Origin of the sequence: Inhella proteolytica, from assembly GCF_016093275.1 — a bacterium.
GTDB classification, from domain to species: Bacteria; Pseudomonadota; Gammaproteobacteria; order Burkholderiales; family Burkholderiaceae_C; genus Inhella; species Inhella proteolytica.
The window spans coordinates 28,218-45,241 of sequence record NZ_JAEDAK010000024.1; the positions used below are offsets into that span (position 1 = coordinate 28,218).

Sequence of the window (17,024 nt, forward strand, 5' to 3'; positions counted from 1 at the left end):
TGTGCGCCGGTTCGGGTTCCAATGCAGCCCTATGAGTGCCCTCAGCCCCCGCGATTTCGAGAGCTTGGGCGCGCGGCTGGTGCGCGGCCAGGGCGACCTGGGCCTGAACGCCGCCCTGCTGCACGCCCTGCTGGATCAGCTGCCGGTGCGCTGCACCATCGTCGGCCGCGACCTGCGCTACCGCTTTGCCAACCAGGCCTTCCTGGACGCCATGGGCCTGCGCCTGGCGCAGGTGCTGGATCAGCCGGCCCGTGCGGTGCTGGGCGAGGCCGTCTTCAGCACCTACCTGCCGGCGGCCGAGCGCGTGTTCGCCGGCGAGGCGCTGCGCTGGCGCGGCTGGATCGACTACGGCAGCGCGCACACGCGCTACTTCGAGCAGCACCTGATTCCCTACGCCAGCGGCGGCGGCGAGATCGACGCCATGCTGGCCTTCGGCCGCGACATCACCGACCTGGAGCAGCGCGATGCCGAGCTGGCCGCCACCACGCGCGCGCTCAGCACCACCGAGGCGCTGAAGTCCGCCATCGTGGACCACGCGCTGGCGGCCCTGGTCTCCACCGACGCCGAGGGCCGCATCGTCGAGTTCAACCCCGCCGCCGAGGCCATGTTCGGCCTGCGCCGCGCGCTCGTGCTGGGCCATTCGGTGGAGGAAGTGATCATTCCGCCGCAGCACCGCGCCGCCCACCACGCCGGCATGGCGCGCCTGGCCGCGGGTGAGCCCGCGCGCCTGCTGGGCCGGCGCATGGAGATGACGGCGCTGCGCGCCGACGGGCGCGAGTTCCCGGTCGAGATGGTGCTGTGGCGCACCGAGGTGGGCGGCAGCAGCTACTACACCGCCTCGATGGTCGACCTCTCGGCCCGCCAGGAGGCCGAGCGCGAGATCGAGCGCCAGCGCGAGGCGCTGCGCCAAAGCGAAAAGCTCAGCGCCATGGGCAGCCTGCTGGCCGGCGTGGCGCATGAGCTGAACAACCCGCTGGCCATCGTGCTGGGCCGCGCCACCCTGCTGGAAGAAAAGACCGGCGCCTACCCCGAGCTGCAGCAGGACGCCCAGCGCATCCGCGACGCCGCCGAGCGCTGCGGCCGCATCGTCAAGACCTTCCTGAACATGGCGCGCGCGCGCCCTGGGGCGCGCACCGCCGTGTCGCTGAACGAGCTGGTGCGCGCTGCCGCTGATCTGCTGTCCTACACCTGGCGTAGCCATGGTCTTCAGCTGGAACTGCTGCTGGCCGAGGACCTGCCGCGCGTGCTGGCGGACGCCGACCAGATCGGCCAGCTGGTGCTGAACCTGATGGTGAACGCCCAGCAGGCGCTCAGCCAGCAGGAAGGCCCGCGGCGCGTGCAGGTGGGCACCGGGCTGGAGGCGCTGCGCCCGGGCCGCGCGCCGCGCGTGTGGCTGCGCGTGGCCGACAACGGCCCGGGCGTGCCGGAGAGCGCGCGCACGCGCCTGTTCGAGCCCTTCTTCACCACCAAGAGCGAGGGCCTGGGCACCGGCCTGGGCCTGGCGGTGTCGCGCGCGCTGGCGCGCGAGCATGGCGGCGAGCTGCAGCTGGAGCCGCACGGGCCGCTGGGCGGCGCGAGCTTCCGCCTCAGCCTGCCGCTGACCGGCCAGGCCGAGGTGATGGCGCCGAGCCTGGAGCCGGCCAGCGCGGCGCCACCGGCCGCCCGCGCGCGCGTGCTGGTGGTGGACGACGAGCCCGAGATCGCCGAGCTGGCGCGCGCCATGCTGGAAGCCGCCGGCTACTCGGTGGCCCTGGCCCACAGCGGCCGCTCGGCGCTGGAGCGTCTGGCCGAGCAGGCCTTCGACGCCGTGGTCTCCGACCTGCGCATGCCCGACATGGACGGCGCAGCGCTGTGGCGCGCGCTGGGTGAGCAGTACCCGGCTCTGCGGCGGCGCGTGCTGTTCGTCACCGGCGACACGCTCTCCCCCGGCGCCCAGCAGTTCCTGGAGCAGACCGAGTGCCCGGCACTCGACAAGCCCTTCACCAAGGCCGAGCTGCTGGCCAAGCTGGCGCAGCTGCTCAGCTGAGCTTGGGCTGCGTGCGCACGAAGTCGGCGAAGGCGCTGGCGGACAGCGGGCGGGCGTACAGATAGCCCTGGATGGCGTCGCAGCCGCGCGCGCGCAGGAACTCGCGCTGCGCCTCGGTCTCCACGCCCTCGGCCAGCGTGTGCAACCCAAGGCTGCGCGCCATCTGGATGATGGCGGTGGCGATGGCCTGGTCGTCCGGATTGCTGTGCAGCTCGCGCACGAAGCTGCGGTCGATCTTCAGCAGGTCCACCGCAAAGCGCTTCAGGTAGCTCATCGATGAATAGCCGGTCCCGAAGTCGTCGATCGCCAGGCGCATGCCGGCCTGGCTGAGTGCCTCCATGGTGCGGCGCGCGGCCTCGGGGTCGCGCAGGGCCACGGCCTCGGTCAGCTCCAGCTCGATGCGGCGCGGGCCCAGGCCGGATTCATGCAGCAGTCTTTGCACCGTCTGCGCCAGATGGGGCTGCGCAAACTGCACAGCCGAGAGGTTCACCGCCACGCGCAGCGGCGGCAGGCCCTCGGCGTCCCACTGCGCGAGCTGCTGCACCACGGTGCGGAGCACCCAGTCGCCGATCGGCACGATCAGCCCGCTGCTTTCCGCCAGCGGGATGAACTCGGCCGGCGACACCGGCCCCCATTGCGCGCTGTGCCAGCGCAGCAGGGCCTCCGCTCCGTACAGGCCGCCGCCGTGCAGGTCCTGCTGCGGCTGGTAGACGACCGTCAGCTCCTGGCGCGCCAGCGCATGCCGCAGCGAGGCCGACAGCGCGAGCGCGCGCGCGCTGTGCTCCTGCATGCCGGGGTCGAAGAAGCGAAAGCCGTTGCGCCCTTCCTGCTTGACGCGGTACATCGCCGTCTCGGCACACATCAGCAGGGCTTCCAGGGTCTGCCCATCCTGCGGGTACTGCGCCAGGCCCAGCGAAGCCCCGATCACCAGCTCCTGGTCCTGCAGCGGCACCGGCGGCTCCAGCGCGGCCAGCAGCTGGCGCGCGTGCGCGGCCGCGGCATCGGCGCTGCAGCCCGGCAGCAGCAGGGTGAAGGCGTCGCCCGACTGACGCGCCAGCAGCTCGTGCTCGCGCAGCTGCCCGTTCAGCCGGTGCGCGGTTTCACGCAGCAGCAGATCGCCCACGGTGTGGCCGAGCGAGTCGTTGATGGCCTTGAAGTTGTCCAAATCCAGCCAGATCAGCGTGACCGGCTCGTGCCCCGGCGTGAGCAGGGCCTGCGCGCGCTGGGCGAACAGCGCGGGGTTGGGCAGGCCGGTGAGCTGGTCGAAGTGCGAAAGCTGCTGGATGCGTTCGACCGCGGCACGCTTGGCGCTCACGTCCTCCTTGTGCGCCAGGTAGTTCACGACCCGCCCGCTGGGTTCGCGCACCGGGTAAATCAGCGCCTCCTCGGTGTACTCGCTGCCATCCTTGCGGCGGTTGATGAACTCGCCGCGCCAGGGCTCGCCGGCATGCAGGCGGTCCCACATCTCCCGGTAGGTGCTGGCGGGGGTGCGGCCTGACTGGAGCAGGCGCGGGTTGCTGCCCATCACCTCGGCCTCGCTGTACCCCGTCATGGCCTCGAAGGCCGGGTTGGCGTACTCGATCGCGCCCTGCGCATCGGTCACCACCACCGCATAGGGGCTCTGCGTCAGCGCGGTGGACAGGGTGCGGATGGCCGCGTCCTGCGCGCGCCGCTCACCCACATCGCGCCCGGAGGCATAGACCAGATCGTCCAGCACGCGCACCCGCCACTCCACCGGGTGCGCGCTGCCGTCCGGGGCCAGGCAGCGGTGCTCGAAGTCGGCCTCGCCGTCCTGACCCAGCGTGTGCAGCACCGCCTCGGTGGCCGCGCGGTCCTCGGGGTGCACATGGGCCTGCAGGCTGTGCCCCTGCAGTTCGCCGGCGCGCAACCCCAGCAACTGCGCCAGGGCCCCGTTGACGCGTTGCAGCTGGCCCTGGCGGTCCCAGATGGCGAACAGGTCCCGGTTGGCATTGAAGAAGTAGTCCAGCTCCTGCTGCTGCTGGCGCATGCGCAGCTCCTGGCGGCGCCGCGCCGCCAAGCGCCAGAGGGATTCAGCCAGGATGCGCAAGCCCTCCAGGTCGCGCGGCCCGTAGGCCGCCTGGGTGCGGCCCACGCCCAGCAGCAGGCGCACCTGGCCCTGCTCCAGCGCCGGCAGGGCCAGCAGCGGCGGGCGTGAGGGCACGCTGTGCTGCAGCTGGCGCGTCTGCTGCGCTGTCCAGGCCAGCGCCTCCCAGTCGGGTGGCGCGGCATCGCTGCGCAGGTCCAGGCGCGCTACGTTCTGGCCGGCCTCGTAGACGCGCAGGCAGACCCAGGCGCTGTCGTTCAGGTGCTGCACCAGCGGCAGCGCATGGCGCAGGAAGTCTTCCTCGCCCAGGCCGTCGGCCAGTGCCGGCAGGCCGAGCAGGATCTGGTTCAGACGCGACTCCTGCTCCAGCGCCAGCTGCTGCTCGGCCAGGGTGGTGACGTCGCGCGACAGCACCAGCAGCACGGGCTCGCGCCCCGGCTCGCCTTCCTTGCGCGCCACTGAGAGCTCGAAGTGCCGAAGGCCATCCGGCAGAGGCAGGCTGATGCGCTGACCCTGCGCATGGCCCATTAGGGCGGCCACGCGCAGCGCCTCCAGGCAGATCTGTGCGGACTCGGGCGGCATCACCTCCTGCACCGAGCGGCCCACCAGGGTCTCGGCCGGCGCCGCCAGACCGGCATGCTGCGGCGTGTGCACCGCCAAGTAGCGCCCGTTCGTGTCCATCTCGAACAACAGATCCGGCAGCGCGGCCAGGGTGGCGCTCAGCTGGTGCTCGGAGGAGGCCAGCGCCTGGTAGGGCTGGTGCACGGTATCGATGAACAGCGCCCAGTACAGGAATCCGTAGGCGACCACCTTGTAGACGTGGCCGAGCAGGTTGTAGACGTCGGTGACGTTGCCGTAGAGCGTGAAGAAGAACTCACTCATCGCCATGATGAGCGCGGCCGCCAGCAGGGCACTGGCGTTGAAGCGCCGCGGCGCGCGCAAGCGCCGCAGCAGCACCCCCGCGGCCAGCAGGCAGAGCACGATCAGCGCGTACTCGTACGCACGCTTGAAGCCCGTCAGGCCCTGCCCCTCCACAAAGGTGCGCGGCAGCAGTTGCGGGTGGAAGAGCACCACCAGATGCACCAGCAGCACCAGCAGCAGCACCCCAATCAGCAAGGGATAACGGCGCGGCGTGTCACCGAGATGCCAACGCGAAAACGCGGCCAGCAGCAGGCCGCCCACCGCCAGGCTGCGCGCCGCCAGCCAGAAGTTGATGGCCTTCTCCGAGCCCGAAGCGGTGATGAAGTCCGGCATGCCCTGGTAGGACAGGGTGTGCCCCAGATCCAGCAAGGCGACACCCAGGAACAGACAGCCCAGCGTGGCCACCGTGAGCGAGCGCACATGGCGCGTGGTGGCCCAGCCGATGGCGAACACCAGGCCCGAGACGGTGATGGAGAACACCTCCAGCACCGTGTGCAGCGGCGCGTACTGGGCCAGGCCGCGGCTGGTTTCACTGGCCGGCAGCACCAGCGCCACCAGCAGCAGCAGGGCCAGCAGGCCCACGGCGGGCAAGCTCTCCAGGGCTTCGGTGCGGTGGCTGCGGTGCATCACCGCCTCATCCTACGGGCAGCGCCGGGCCTCCCTTACAGTGCGCCGGCCTTGTCTTCTGCCCCCCGAACCGTGTTGTTGTGCCCCGCCCACCTCTTCCCGGGCCTGCTGCTGGCGGCCTGCCTTTCCGCCTGCACCAGCACGCAGCTCCCTCGCGTGGGCGGCCGGCCCGACCCGGTCTACACCCGCGAGACCTTCCAGGCCGACGAAAAGCACTCGCGCCTGTTCGACGCCCCGCCCGAGGAAGCCTGCGAGGGCGCGCGCCGCGCCCTGCTCAGCCAGGGCTATGTCATCAGCCGCGCCGATGCCGGCCTGGTGCAGGGTGCCAAGCGCTTCCAGCCCGAGGGCGAGGTGCATGTGGAGATCAGCTTCCACATCGTGTGCGCGCGCGAGGGCGAGCGCACCGCCACCCTGTTCGTGAGCGCCCAGCAGGACAAGTACGTGCTCAAGAAGAACCCCAACGCCGCCTCGATCGGCGTCAGCGCCCTGGGTTCGATCTCGGTGCCGGTGGGCGCCACCGAGGACTCGCTCGTCAAGGTGGCGAGCGAAACCATCCCCGCCGGCAGCTTCTACGACCGCTTCTTCAGCCTTGTGCATCGCATGGTAAAGAGCCAGGCGGATGAGCGCCAAGTCGGCACTCCGGCACAAAGCCTCGACCCGCCGAGCAAATAGTTGCACGCGAGTTCGTCGAGACCGCTGCATTTCGATGACAATGCGCACCGCTTTGCCGCTCTAGACCTCGAGTTCTGGGGTCGTGACGGGCCCGGACACCGGGTGCCGTCTCGGGTTTTGGGTTTCTGTGTGTTGGGGCAGTGCAGCGCGGTGTGACTCGAGAGTCCCACCATCTTTTATTCACCCCCTCGCAAAGGAAATTCCATGAGCACCTCGCAAACCGGCACCGTCAAGTGGTTCAACGACGGCAAGGGCTTCGGCTTCATCACGCCTGACAACGGCGGCCAAGACCTGTTCGCCCACTTCAGCGCCATCACCGGCAAGGGCTTCAAGTCCCTGCAGGAAAATCAGCGCGTTGAATTCGACGTCGTCCCCGGCCAGAAGGGCCCGCAAGCCGCCAATATCCGCCCGCTGTAACTAGCTGTCGGGCCGCAGCCGGGGTGCGCGTAGGCGCCCCCGGCTTTTTCGTTTTTTCCGATTCCGACCTTGCAAGGAGCACGCGATGGCGAAAGAAGAATTGATCGAAATGCGCGGCAAGGTGGACGAAATCCTGCCGGACTCGCGCTACCGCGTGACCCTGGAGAACGGCCACCAGCTGATCGCCTACACCAGCGGCAAGATGCGCAAGCACCACATCCGCATTCTGGCGGGCGACAGCGTGGCCCTGGAAATGAGCCCCTACGACATGGGCAAGGGCCGCATCACCTTCCGCCACCTGGACAAGCGCAGCTGAGCGAGCCCGACCTCCGCGTCACGCTCGTTCCACGAAGGGCCGGTGCCAAGCCGGCCCTTTTGCTTTTTTTGGTGCATCGCCGGCTGACGCCGGCCGCAAGGCTTTGTAAATTCGGCCAACCCAGGGCGCCGCGCCGGCGTTGTGCCCTCCCCATGGCCCCTTCCCGGAGTTCCGCATGAAGCGCTTTTCCCTTGCCCTGCTGCTCGGCCTGACCGGGTTCATCGGTTCCAGCCAGGCGGCCGATGTCGGCGTCTCGATCTCGGTCTCGCAACCCGGCGTGTACGGCCGCATCGACATCGGCCGCTTCCCGCAGCCGGTGCTGGTGCAGCCCCAGCCCGTCGTCATCCACACCCCGCGCGTGGCCGTGCAGCCGGTCTACCTGTGGGTGCCGCCGGGCCACCAGAAGAACTGGCGCAAGCATTGCCATCGCTACCAGGCCTGCGGGGTGCCGGTGTATTTCGTGCAGGAGGGCTGGTACCGCGAGCATGTGATGGTCACGGAGCCCGCACATGACCACCACCCCGGCAAGGGACATGGCAAGGGTCGCGGCAAAGGTCACGATTGATGACCCTCGCTTCCGCTAGGGCTTGAGCCCCGACCACCCAAGACCCCGGCGGAGTACGCAGAATGGGCGCCACGATGCGCGCCCTGGCCTGCCTGCTGTTTGCTTGCTGCACCCTGGGGGCGCAGGCCGAGTGCCCGAGCCCGCTGCGCATCGCCTTTCTGGACAAGCCGCTGCCGCCCATGCTGAATGGCGAAGGGCCGCGCTTCCCCGACCCCCCCGGTGAGTTCGTGCGCTGGACACGCGACGCGCTGGCGCGGCTGGAATGCGACGCCGAGCTGGTGCGGGTACCGCAGCGTCGCCTGATCTCCGACACCGCGGCAGACGTCAACCAGCTCACCCTCTTCCTGGCGCACACCCCGGAGCGCGCCGCCCAACTGGCCTTTCCGCTGCGCGAGGACGGCCTGCTGGACACCCGGCTGGCGCTGGGTGAGTCGCAGCTCGCGCTTTATGTGCGCGAAGACCGCCGCCAGACCGTCCATTGGGATGGCCAGCGCCTGAGTCCGCAGGGGCTGCGCGTAGGCATCGTCGGCGGCGGCGTGGAAGAACCCATGGCCCGCGCGGCCGGCTGGCAGCTCGATCTGGCGCTCAGCCACCAGGGCAGCATCGCCAAACTGCGCCGCGGCCAGGTGGACGTGGCCGTGCTGCCCACCGTCAGCTTCAATCCGCAGACCCTGGCCGAGCCGCCGGCCCTGGTGCCCCTGCAGCCGATGTTTGCGCCGGTCTACTTCTTCGCCCCGGCCAGCCCCGCCTTCCAGCAGCGCCACAACGCCTGGCTGCGCCGCTTCTGGCGCGCGCTTTGTGAAAGCGCACGCGGGCCGCGCACCCTGCCCAGCTGCCACTGAAGGCTCGCAGACCCGCTTGTGGCATTGCACCAAATATGTGACCATTTGGTCACTTATGAAGCCTGACGAACTGGACGCCACCTTCCACGCCCTGGCCTCGGAGCCGCGCCGGCGCATGCTCGACTGGCTGCAGAAGGAACCCGGCTGCAATGTTCAGCGCCTGTGCGAATGCTTCGAGGGCGAGCTCAGCCGCTTCGGCGTGATGAAGCATCTGCAGGTGCTGGAGCGCGGCAATCTGGTCATCTCGATCAAGGAGGGGCGCGAACGCCGGCTGTGGTTCAACGCCGCCCCCATCCAGCTGATCCACGAGCGCTGGACCACCGAGTTCAGCGCCTACTGGTCGGCCCGACTGACGGGGCTGAAGTACGCCGCCGAAGGCGCCGAAGTCCACCCCCTCCCCAAGCGCAATAAAGGAACGGCGCCATGACCGACCGCGTGTTTCGCATCCAGATCCAGGCGCCGATCGAGCGCGTCTGGCGCGAGCTGACCAAGACCGACGAGGCGCAGGGCGCCGTGTTCAACGCCTGGCTGCACACCACCGTGCTGGGCGAGGGCGCGCCGCTGCAAATGCGCACCGGCACGGGCAAGAACGTCATCGTGGACGGCCGCGTGCTGGTGCACAAACCCTACACCCACTTCGCCCACACCCACCGCTTCACGCAGTACGAGGACCCGGTCTGCGAGGTGCACTACCTGCTGAAGGAAAAGGATGGCGGCGTGGAAGTGACGCTGCGTGTCGTCGGCATGCCGGCGGGTACCCCCACTGCCAAGAGCATGGAGAGCGGCGGCGAATTCATCCTCAAGCACCTCAAGCGCCTGGCCGAGGGCCAGGGCCTGCCCTTCGGCACCAAGCTGATGTACGGGCTGATGGGTTCGATGGAATTCATGCTGCCCAAACGCTGCCGCTCCACCCACTGGCCGATGCAAGGAGACTCCCATGGCTGACCCGACTGCCGCGCTGCTGACGCAGCTGAGGAACATCCAGGCCAAGACCGGCCAGACCTTGGCCCAGCTGCACCAGCAGCTGGAGGGCTGCGGCCTGGCCAAGCATGGCGAGAAGCGCAGCTGGCTGATGGAGAAGTTCGCACTCGGCTATGGCGACGCCAACACCGTCGTCACCCTGCAGGGCAAGCCCGTGCCGGCCGGGTTGGACGGCGCCACGGCCACGGCCGCCGCAGCGCCCCAGGACGACCCGCTGGATGCCATTTACACCGGCAAAAAGGCCGCGCTGCGGCCGCTGCATGAAGCGGTGATGGCGCGCATCAGCGAACTCGGCGGCTTCGAGATCGCGCCCAAGAAGACCTACCTGAGCCTGCGCCGCAGCAAGCAGTTCGCCATGGTGGGCCCCGGCACGGTCAGCGAGCTGGAGATCGGCCTGAACTGCAAGACCCTGGCCGAGCACCCGCGCCTGAAACTGCTGCCGCCTGGCGGCATGTGCCAGGCCAGCACGCGACTCAGCAGCGCCGAGCAGATCGACGACACGCTGATGGGCTGGCTGCGCGCCGCCTACGAGGCGGCGGCCTGATCAGTTCCGTGCGTGGCCGATCTCAAAGGCTTCGATGCCTTCGAGCTTGGACAGATCTCCCGCCAAGCCGGTGATAGGCAGGGCCTTGCGGCGATCCACCTCGATGGCGACGAAGCGCCAAATGTGCCGCCCCTCGCTGAAGCGCACGCTGAAGGAGCCGCCGGCGACCTGGTAGCCGCGGTCGCGCGCGGTGCGGTCCAGGGCCTCGCGGCTGGGTTGCACGCCGGGTTTGTAGGTCAGCGTCAGTGCAATAGCCGGGCGCGCCGGCAGCAGGCGCTCGATGCGAGCGGCCCACATCATCAGCGAGGCCGAAAGGCCGGTGAGCAGGATGGCCGCGGCATAGAAGCCCACGCCCACAAGGATGCCGATGGCCGAGCTGGCCCAGAGCGATGCGGCGGAGGTCAGGCCGCTGATGGACAGCCCGTCCTTCATGATCATGCCGGCGCCCAGGAAGCCGATGCCGGTGACGATGCCCTGCACCACCCGCGTCGGGTCGGGCGCGAAATGGGTGCCGAACCAGGCCGCGTGCGCGCCGCCGAACCAGTGCTGCGGGTAGCCGGAAAAGATCGTCAGCGCGCAGCTGGCCATGCAGACCAGGCCGTAGGTGCGCATGCCCGCCGCCCGCCCGTGGTAGGTGCGCTCATAGCCCGCCACCAGGCCCAGCAGCAGCGCGCCCAGGATGTTGGCGAACAGCAGCAGATTGACCCAGACCTCGTTCGGGCTCCAATAACTGCGCAGGGCTTCCAGGGTGGGCATGGGGGCCTCTTGGTGGGGTGCGGCAGCCCTATCGTGCCGCAGTCGCGCGCCCGCAGGGGCGTCGCGTGGCGCTCAATCCACGCCCGGCTCGCTGCTGCGCGCGAAGGTGTAGGAAAGCCCCAGGCCGGCGCTCCAGCCCAGGGTCTGGCGCACCAGCGGGCTGTCGCGGTTGGCGGCGCCGGCCACGCTGTCTAGCCGGGCGAAGCCGAACAGGCGCCAGTCCGGCCCCAGCGGCCGGCTGAAGCCGCTGGACAGGCGCCAGGCCACCAGGCCGGCCCGCGCGGCGTAGGCGGGGCGTTCGGGCAGGGCCTGGGCGGGCCGCACGCCGTAGAAGGTGTCGGCCAAGCGCCGGTCGGCCGCGATGGCGCCGATGCCGAGCGAGTAGCGCCAGCCGCAGGCGCTGCGGCGGGCGTAGATGAGCTCGGGCTCGAAGGCCCAGCCACGCCGGGCCATGCCGTCGCTCAGGTCGAACACCGCGCGCAGCGGCATCAGCGCCTGCCAGCGCCCCTGGGCCGGCGCCGGCCCGAGGTTCCACTTCAGGCGCGGGCCCAACTCCACCAGGGTACCCAAGCGCGGCATGCCGCGGCGCGCGTCGACGTCCTCGGCGCTGCTGCCGAAGGAGCCGGCAAAGCCGACATCGAATTCGAACTGTGCGGTGCGCAGCGCGCGCAGGCCGGTGGTCTCGCCGTCCGAACGCAGCAGCGGGCCGCGGTACAGCAGGTAGGGCAGCACCAGGGTGCGCTGCACCTGCTGGTCCGCCCCCGGGTAGGCCTGCTGGCTCACGCCCAGCGCGAAGGCGCCGAGCTCCCAGCGCGGCGGAGGCGCGGCCGGGGCGTCGCCCTCGGCCCAGACCGGGGAGCTGGCCAGGGCCAGCGCGCTCAAGGCAATTCGTCGCATCGTGAGGTCCTCGTCAGCGTGTCAAGGCGCGGCGCGTCCAGACACTCAGTCCATCCACCAGCGCCACCAGCAAGAGCATGGCGGCCAGCACGCTGGCGGTCTTGTTCATGTGGAACAGGCCCATGTGGAAGGCCAGCATCTGGCCCAGGCCGCCGGCCCCCACCACGCCCAGCACGGCGGCGGCGCGGATGTTGTTTTCCCAGCGGTACAGGGTGTAGGAGAGCAGCTGCGGCAGCACCGTGGGCAGGGTGGCGTAGGCGAACACCTGCACCGCGCCGGCGCCCTGCTGGCGCAAGGTGGTGGCGGCCAGCGGTGGGGCGTTTTCGAGCGCATCGGCAAACAGGCGGCCCAGCACGCCGGCGGTGTGCACGGCCAGCGCCAACGTGCCGGCAAAGGGCCCCAGGCCGGCCAGGATGATCAGCAAGGCCGCCCACACCAGCTCGGGGATGGCACGCAGCGCATTCAGCAGCGCGCGTGCCCCCGTGCGGCCCAGGCCGCCCCCGGCGGCGGGCAGCGCGATCAGCAAGCCCAGGCCGGCGGCCAGCAGGGTGCCCAACGCGCTCATGGCCAGGGTCTCCCAGGCGGCCGGCAGCAGCCGGGCCAGGAAGCCGGGGCTGACGTCGGGCGGCCAGAACTCGGCCACGAAGCGCCCCATGCTGGCCGCGGCGGTCGGGCTGAAGAAGCCCGCCCATTGCAAGTCCAGGCTCCAGAAGCTTGCGACGATCAGCGCCAGCAGGCCAAACAGCAGGGCACGCAGCTTCATGCCAGGGCCTCGCGCAACCAGCGGCTCAGGCGGTCCGCCAGCGCCACCAGCAGCATGAAGACCAGCAGCATGCTGGCCACCTCGCCGCCGTTGAACATCTTCATGCTGCCGTCCATGGCCTGGCCCAGGCCACCGGCGCCCACGAAGCCCAGCACCACCGAGCTGCGGATGGCGCATTCCCAGCGGTACACGGTGTAGCTGGCCAGCTCGGCCGCCTGGGCTGGCAGCAGCGCGTAGAAGAAGGCCTGCAGGCGGCCGGCGCCGTTGCGCAGCAGCGCCTGGGCGGGCGCGGCGTCGCCGCTTTCCAGGATGTCCGCATAGACCTTGCCGAGCATGCCGCCGTAGGTCAGCGCGATCGCCAGCACGCCGGCCGTAGGCCCCAGGCCCACCACGCGCACGAACACCAGGGCCCACACCAGCTCGGGCACCGAACGCAGCACGATGGCCACGGCGCGCACCGCCTGGCGCAGCAACGCCGGGCCGCGCGCCATCCGCCCACTCAGGCCGCTGACGGAAAGGCTGGCCACCGCACCCAGGGCCAGCGGCACGGCGATGGCGAAGCCCAGCGTCAGCCCCGCGGTGGCCATGGCCACGGTGCGCCAGCTGTCCTGCGCGAGCTGGCGCAGGAATTCGGCATCCAGGCGCGGCGGCACGAAGCTGGCGAGGAAGTGGCCGCTGACCTGCAAAGCCTGTGCATCGAACAGCGCGGCGGGGCGGAACTCGGTGGCCCGCAGCAGCAGCCAGGCCAGCAGCAGCGCGGCCAGGGCCCAGAACAGGCGGCGCTGCCAAGCGGGATCGTGCAGGCGCGGGTCGGCCATGGCTCAGCGGCGATTCAACGACAGGTCAGCGGCACCGGGGCCACGACCGGTGGCTCGGGGCTGGCCAGCGGCTGCAGCAGCTCGCTCTCGTGCTGGGCATAGAGCGCGCTCAGCAGCGCCGGGCTGACCTCGGCGGCCGGCCGGTCGAACATCAGCTCGCCCTCGCGCAGGCCGATGACGCGCGTGAAGCTGCGCAGCGCAAGCTCCACATGGTGCAGGCTGGCCACCAGGGTGACGCCGCGCGCGCGCGCCGTGCGCAGCAGCAGCTCCAGAGCCTCGGCGGCGCGCGTCGGATCCAAGGCGGACAGCGGTTCGTCCACCAGCCACAGCCGCGCCTCGCCCACCAGCGCGCGCGCCAGGCCCACGCGCTGGCGCTCGCCACCGCTCAGGCGGTCCACCCGCTCCCACAGCTTGTCGCCCAGACCCAGGGCCTCCAGCGCCGCAAGGGCGCGCTCGGGCTCCTGCGGGCGCAGCAGCGACATCAGGCTGCGCGCCAGCGACCACTGCGGCAGGCGCGCTGCCAGCACGGCGGTGACGACACGCTGGCGCGGCGGCAGCGGTGGTGTCTGCGGCGCCAGCAGCAACTGCCGGCGCAGCGCGCGCAAGCCGGCCGCGCCGCTGCGCCAGGGGTCCTGGCCGTCCAGCAGCAGCCGGCCCTGGCAGGGCGGCAGCGCGGCGCCCATCAGCTGCAGCAGGCTGGTCTTGCCCGCGCCGGAGGGGCCGATCAGGGCCACCGCCTCGCCGGCGCCGATGCGCAGATCGAGGCCGCGCAGGGTGTCCGGCGCCTCCGGCCGCAGGGCCGGGTGGCGGGCATGGACAGCGCTCAGTTCAATCTGCATCGGATGCGGGCAAAGGGCAAGGCGCGCATTGGAGCCGATTTCCACGCGCCGCCCAGCCCATAGGGACAGGCCCTAGACTTCGCGCCCATGACCTTGCGACTCTTGCTGGCTGCCCTGCTCACCCTGGCCCTGTTGGTGCCGGGTGGCGTGCGCGCAGCTGCGGCAGCCGCAGCGCCGGAGCCGCCCGCCTGGAGCGCGCTTCACACCCTGGCCGGCGCGCCTGCAGAGGCCAACCCGTCCGACCCGGCCTGGCCGGCCGGCAGCGACAGCAGCTCGGCCGCCGAGGCCCTGAGCGAACCCGCCAGCGCCCTGCCCGGCAGCACCCGCCTGCCCACGGCCGAGCGCGGCATGGAGGCGCCGGTGCGCCCGCCGGCGCCCTGGCCGGCCGAAGCGCCCGGCTCAGGCATCGAGCGCCCGCCCCGGGCCTGAGCGTTTCCGCACGCCGCGCACCCTGCGTGGCGCCCTGACCCGCTCCCCGCGGCCCTGCACGGCCGCCCGCCAAGCCCCATGGAATTTCTGCTCGACCCCAACCTCTGGATCGCCTTCGCGATGCTGACGGCGCTGGAAATCGTTCTCGGCGTCGACAACATCATCTTCATCTCCATCCTCGTCGGCCGCCTGCCGCCCGAGCAGCGCGACCAGGCGCGGCGCCTGGGCCTGGGCTTCGCCATGCTCTCGCGCCTGGCCCTGCTGTTCTCGCTCAGCTGGGTCATGGGCCTGACCGCGGACCTGTTCCAGGCCTTCGGCCAGGGCATCAGCGGACGCGATCTGGTGCTGCTGCTGGGCGGTCTGTTCCTGCTCTGGAAGGCTTCGCACGAGATCTTCGTGGAGGTGGAGGCGCGCGAGCAGCATGGCCCGCCGCCAGCCGACCCGGATGCCGTGAAGGCCGCCGGGCGCAAGCTGTTCCTGAGCGTGATCGCGCAGATCGCCATCATCGACATCGTGTTCTCGCTCGACTCGGTGATCACCGCGGTCGGCATGGTCGACCGCATCGGCGTGATGGTGGCGGCGGTGGTGGCTTCGGTGGCCGTGATGCTGGTGGCGGCCAAGCCGATCGGCGAGTTCGTCGACCGGCACCCCTCCGTCAAGGTGCTGGCCCTGGCCTTCCTGGTCATGGTCGGCACGGCGCTCACCTCCGAGGCCTTCGACGCCGCCATTCCCAAGGGCTACATCTACTCGGCCATGGCGTTTTCGCTGGCGGTCGAGGCTCTCAACATCCGGGCCCGGGGCAAGCGCCGGGCTCTTGCGGGCGAGTAAATCGCCCCCACATTGCCTTTCCAAAGGAGTACTGCCATGAACCAGACTTTTATGAACGCCTACGGCGGCACCGTCCTGTCCACCCAGGAACGCAACCGCGTGCTGCGCAACACCTATGCGCTGCTGGCGCTGTCGATGATCCCCACCGTGGCCGGCGCCTGGCTGGGCGTGGCCACCGGCGCGCTCAAGGGGATGAGCATGGGCATGTTCATGCTGATCTTCCTGGGGGGCGCCTTCGGCTTCATGTTCGCCATCGAGCGCAGCAAGAACTCGGCTGCCGGCGTGCCCATCCTGCTGGCCTTCACCTTCTTCATGGGGTTCATGCTGTCGCGCCTGCTGGGCATGGTGCTCGGCCTAGCCGGCGGCGCCGGGCTCATCATGACGGCCTTCGCTGGCACCAGCCTGATCTTCTTCGGTATGGCCACGCTGTCCAGCATCATCAAGCGCGACCTCAGCGCCATGGGCAAGTGGCTGTTCGTCGGCGCCATCATGTTGCTGGTGGCCGGCTTCGCCAACATCTTCCTGCAGTCCAGCGCGCTGATGATCGCCCTGTCGGTGGCCGCCATCGGCATCTTCTCGGCCTTCATCCTGCATGACCTCAAGCGCGTGCAGGACGGCCTGGAGACCAACTACATCAGCGCCACCCTGGGCGTCTACCTGAGCATCTACAACGTGTTCAGCAACCTGCTCGCCCTGCTGGGTCTGACCAGCAGCAACGAGTAAACGCGCTGGCCGTCCGCCTGCTCAGTGCAGGCGGACGGCGCTGTCGAACTGCCAGCTGCGGCGGATCTCGACCACGTCGAACTCCTGCGCCAGCAGCGGCGAAAAGGCCGGGTACGGCGCCTGGGCCTGCACGATGCGGCGGATCTCCTCGTCGAGCGCGGGCAGGCCGCTGGAGGTGATGAAGTTCACCGCCTCCACCGTGCCATCGCGGCGGATCGCCACCGTCACCAGCGCCTGGCCATGCGGCTGCTGCAGCAGCGGGCGCAGGCGCTCCAATGAGGTGTTGAGCTGGATGCGGCGCGCCCAGGCCTCGGCGTAGGCCACCAGCTCGGCATTCGGGTCGCTGCGGCCGAACAGCCGCCCGCGGCGCAGGCTGCTCCACGAGGAGGGTCGCGTGTCGGCCGCGCGTGCGGCATCGCGCCGCGCCGCTTCCTCGTCCAGTTGCCGCCCCATCGCCCGGCGCGCCGCCTCGCGGCGCTCTTCCTCGTCCAGCACGGCCTGCCGGCGCGCGGCCTCGACGCGGGCGGCCTCCAGGCGAGCGGCGTCCTGACGTGCCGCTTCGAGACGCGCCGCTTCGGCCCGGGCCGCCTCGGCGCGAGCGGCCTCCTGACGCTGGGCCTCCGCCCGGGCCGCAGCCTGGCGCTCGGCCTCCAGACGAGCCGCCTCCACGCGTGCGGCTTCTGCCCGCGCTGCCTCCACCCGCGCCGCTTCCAGGCGAGCGGCCTCGGCCTTGGCCGCCTCGGCGCGCGCCGCTTCCAGGCGGGCCGCTTCGCGACGCTGGGCTTCTGCCTGCGCTGCGGCCTGGCGCTCGGCCTCCAGGCGGGCTGCCTCGGCCCGTGCCGCTTCCACACGCGCCGCTTCGAGTCGGGCAGCCTCCTGGCGCAGCGCATCCTGCCGCGCCGCCTCGGCCGCCGCCACGCGCTGCGCCTCGCGCCGCTCGGCTTCGCGGCGCAGCGCCTGCGCCCGCTCGGCCTCCTGGCGGGCCGCGGCCTGCG

19 protein-coding genes are annotated in these 17,024 nt (G+C 70.8%); 12 read left to right on the forward strand and 7 right to left on the reverse strand.

The annotated features are described in order from the left end of the window. The first annotated feature begins 31 nt into the window (after window positions 1-31). A complete protein-coding gene (locus I7X39_RS21675; protein WP_198113465.1) occupies window positions 32-2,026 on the forward strand; it encodes a hybrid sensor histidine kinase/response regulator in 1,995 nt (664 codons plus the stop codon). Here the strand turns inward: I7X39_RS21675 and I7X39_RS21680 are convergent. Then, window positions 2,019-5,639 carry a bifunctional diguanylate cyclase/phosphodiesterase gene (locus tag I7X39_RS21680; RefSeq protein ID WP_232352121.1) on the reverse strand — a complete coding sequence of 1,207 codons (3,621 nt, stop codon included), beginning with the start codon at window positions 5,637-5,639 and terminating at the stop codon, window positions 2,019-2,021. The two genes, I7X39_RS21675 and I7X39_RS21680, sit on opposite strands and share 8 nt — an antisense overlap. Before the next feature lie 72 nt (window positions 5,640-5,711). Here I7X39_RS21680 and I7X39_RS21685 point away from each other — a divergent pair, with 72 nt between their 5' ends. The 8 genes from I7X39_RS21685 to I7X39_RS21720 all read left to right on the forward strand — a co-directional run bounded on the left by I7X39_RS21685 (window position 5,712) and on the right by I7X39_RS21720 (window position 9,976). Beyond that, a complete protein-coding gene (locus I7X39_RS21685; RefSeq protein WP_198113483.1) occupies window positions 5,712-6,311 on the forward strand; it encodes a DUF2242 domain-containing protein in 600 nt (199 codons plus the stop codon). 204 nt (window positions 6,312-6,515) lie between these two features. Next, window positions 6,516-6,728 (forward strand): transcription antiterminator/RNA stability regulator CspE, encoded by a 213-nt coding sequence (cspE, locus tag I7X39_RS21690; RefSeq protein WP_198113467.1) that lies wholly within the window; start codon window positions 6,516-6,518, stop codon window positions 6,726-6,728. A gap of 85 nt (window positions 6,729-6,813) precedes the next feature. Beyond that, window positions 6,814-7,044 carry a translation initiation factor IF-1 gene (gene infA / locus I7X39_RS21695; RefSeq protein WP_198113468.1) on the forward strand — a complete coding sequence of 77 codons (231 nt, stop codon included), beginning with the start codon at window positions 6,814-6,816 and terminating at the stop codon, window positions 7,042-7,044. A gap of 175 nt (window positions 7,045-7,219) precedes the next feature. Next, window positions 7,220-7,609, forward strand: a complete 390-nt coding sequence (locus I7X39_RS21700; protein ID WP_198113469.1) for a hypothetical protein — start codon at window positions 7,220-7,222, stop codon at window positions 7,607-7,609. Window positions 7,610-7,671: 62 nt separating this feature from the next. Beyond that, window positions 7,672-8,451, forward strand: a complete 780-nt coding sequence (locus I7X39_RS21705) for a transporter substrate-binding domain-containing protein (protein ID WP_198113470.1) — start codon at window positions 7,672-7,674, stop codon at window positions 8,449-8,451. Between the two features lie 55 nt (window positions 8,452-8,506). Further along, window positions 8,507-8,878 (forward strand): ArsR/SmtB family transcription factor, encoded by a 372-nt coding sequence (locus I7X39_RS21710; RefSeq protein WP_198113471.1) that lies wholly within the window; start codon window positions 8,507-8,509, stop codon window positions 8,876-8,878. Beyond that, entirely contained in the window at window positions 8,875-9,396 is a 522-nt protein-coding gene (locus I7X39_RS21715; RefSeq protein ID WP_198113472.1) for an SRPBCC domain-containing protein, read from the forward strand. The genes I7X39_RS21710 and I7X39_RS21715 overlap by 4 nt, the downstream gene beginning before the upstream one ends. Beyond that, on the forward strand, window positions 9,389-9,976 hold the full coding sequence (locus I7X39_RS21720) for a DUF5655 domain-containing protein (RefSeq protein WP_198113473.1): 588 nt from the start codon (window positions 9,389-9,391) through the stop codon (window positions 9,974-9,976). Before I7X39_RS21715 ends, I7X39_RS21720 begins: the two co-directional genes overlap by 8 nt. Here I7X39_RS21720 and I7X39_RS21725 read toward each other — a convergent pair whose 3' ends face one another. The 5 genes from I7X39_RS21725 to I7X39_RS21745 all read right to left on the reverse strand — a co-directional run bounded on the left by I7X39_RS21725 (window position 9,977) and on the right by I7X39_RS21745 (window position 14,049). After that, window positions 9,977-10,732, reverse strand: coding sequence for an MgtC/SapB family protein (locus I7X39_RS21725; RefSeq protein ID WP_198113474.1), 756 nt, complete (start codon window positions 10,730-10,732; stop codon window positions 9,977-9,979). Between the two features lie 72 nt (window positions 10,733-10,804). Then, window positions 10,805-11,629, reverse strand: a complete 825-nt coding sequence (locus I7X39_RS21730) for a MipA/OmpV family protein (RefSeq protein ID WP_198113475.1) — start codon at window positions 11,627-11,629, stop codon at window positions 10,805-10,807. A 13-nt stretch (window positions 11,630-11,642) separates the two neighbouring features. Then, window positions 11,643-12,392, reverse strand: a complete 750-nt coding sequence (gene phnE, locus I7X39_RS21735) for a phosphonate ABC transporter, permease protein PhnE (RefSeq protein WP_198113476.1) — start codon at window positions 12,390-12,392, stop codon at window positions 11,643-11,645. After that, on the reverse strand, window positions 12,389-13,210 hold the full coding sequence (locus tag I7X39_RS21740; protein WP_198113477.1) for a PhnE/PtxC family ABC transporter permease: 822 nt from the start codon (window positions 13,208-13,210) through the stop codon (window positions 12,389-12,391). The genes phnE and I7X39_RS21740 overlap by 4 nt, the downstream gene beginning before the upstream one ends. Window positions 13,211-13,224: 14 nt before the next feature. Continuing rightward, the gene (locus I7X39_RS21745; RefSeq protein ID WP_198113478.1) at window positions 13,225-14,049 is read right to left on the reverse strand and encodes a phosphonate ABC transporter ATP-binding protein; all 825 of its coding nucleotides are present in this window, start codon (window positions 14,047-14,049) and stop codon (window positions 13,225-13,227) included. A gap of 87 nt (window positions 14,050-14,136) precedes the next feature. On the opposite strand from I7X39_RS21745, the gene I7X39_RS21750 reads away from it, so the two are divergent. From I7X39_RS21750 to I7X39_RS21760, 3 genes are all read left to right on the forward strand, one after another. Beyond that, the gene (locus I7X39_RS21750; protein WP_198113479.1) at window positions 14,137-14,478 is read left to right on the forward strand and encodes a hypothetical protein; all 342 of its coding nucleotides are present in this window, start codon (window positions 14,137-14,139) and stop codon (window positions 14,476-14,478) included. A gap of 78 nt (window positions 14,479-14,556) precedes the next feature. After that, complete coding sequence (locus tag I7X39_RS21755) at window positions 14,557-15,306, forward strand: TerC family protein (RefSeq protein ID WP_198113480.1); 750 nt, start codon at window positions 14,557-14,559, stop codon at window positions 15,304-15,306. A gap of 36 nt (window positions 15,307-15,342) precedes the next feature. Further along, the gene (locus tag I7X39_RS21760; protein WP_198113481.1) at window positions 15,343-16,029 is read left to right on the forward strand and encodes a Bax inhibitor-1 family protein; all 687 of its coding nucleotides are present in this window, start codon (window positions 15,343-15,345) and stop codon (window positions 16,027-16,029) included. Between the two features lie 21 nt (window positions 16,030-16,050). On the opposite strand, the gene I7X39_RS21765 is transcribed toward I7X39_RS21760, so the two are convergent. Next, the coding region (locus tag I7X39_RS21765) for an energy transducer TonB (protein ID WP_198113482.1) at window positions 16,051-17,024 on the reverse strand (974 nt) is incomplete at its 5' end.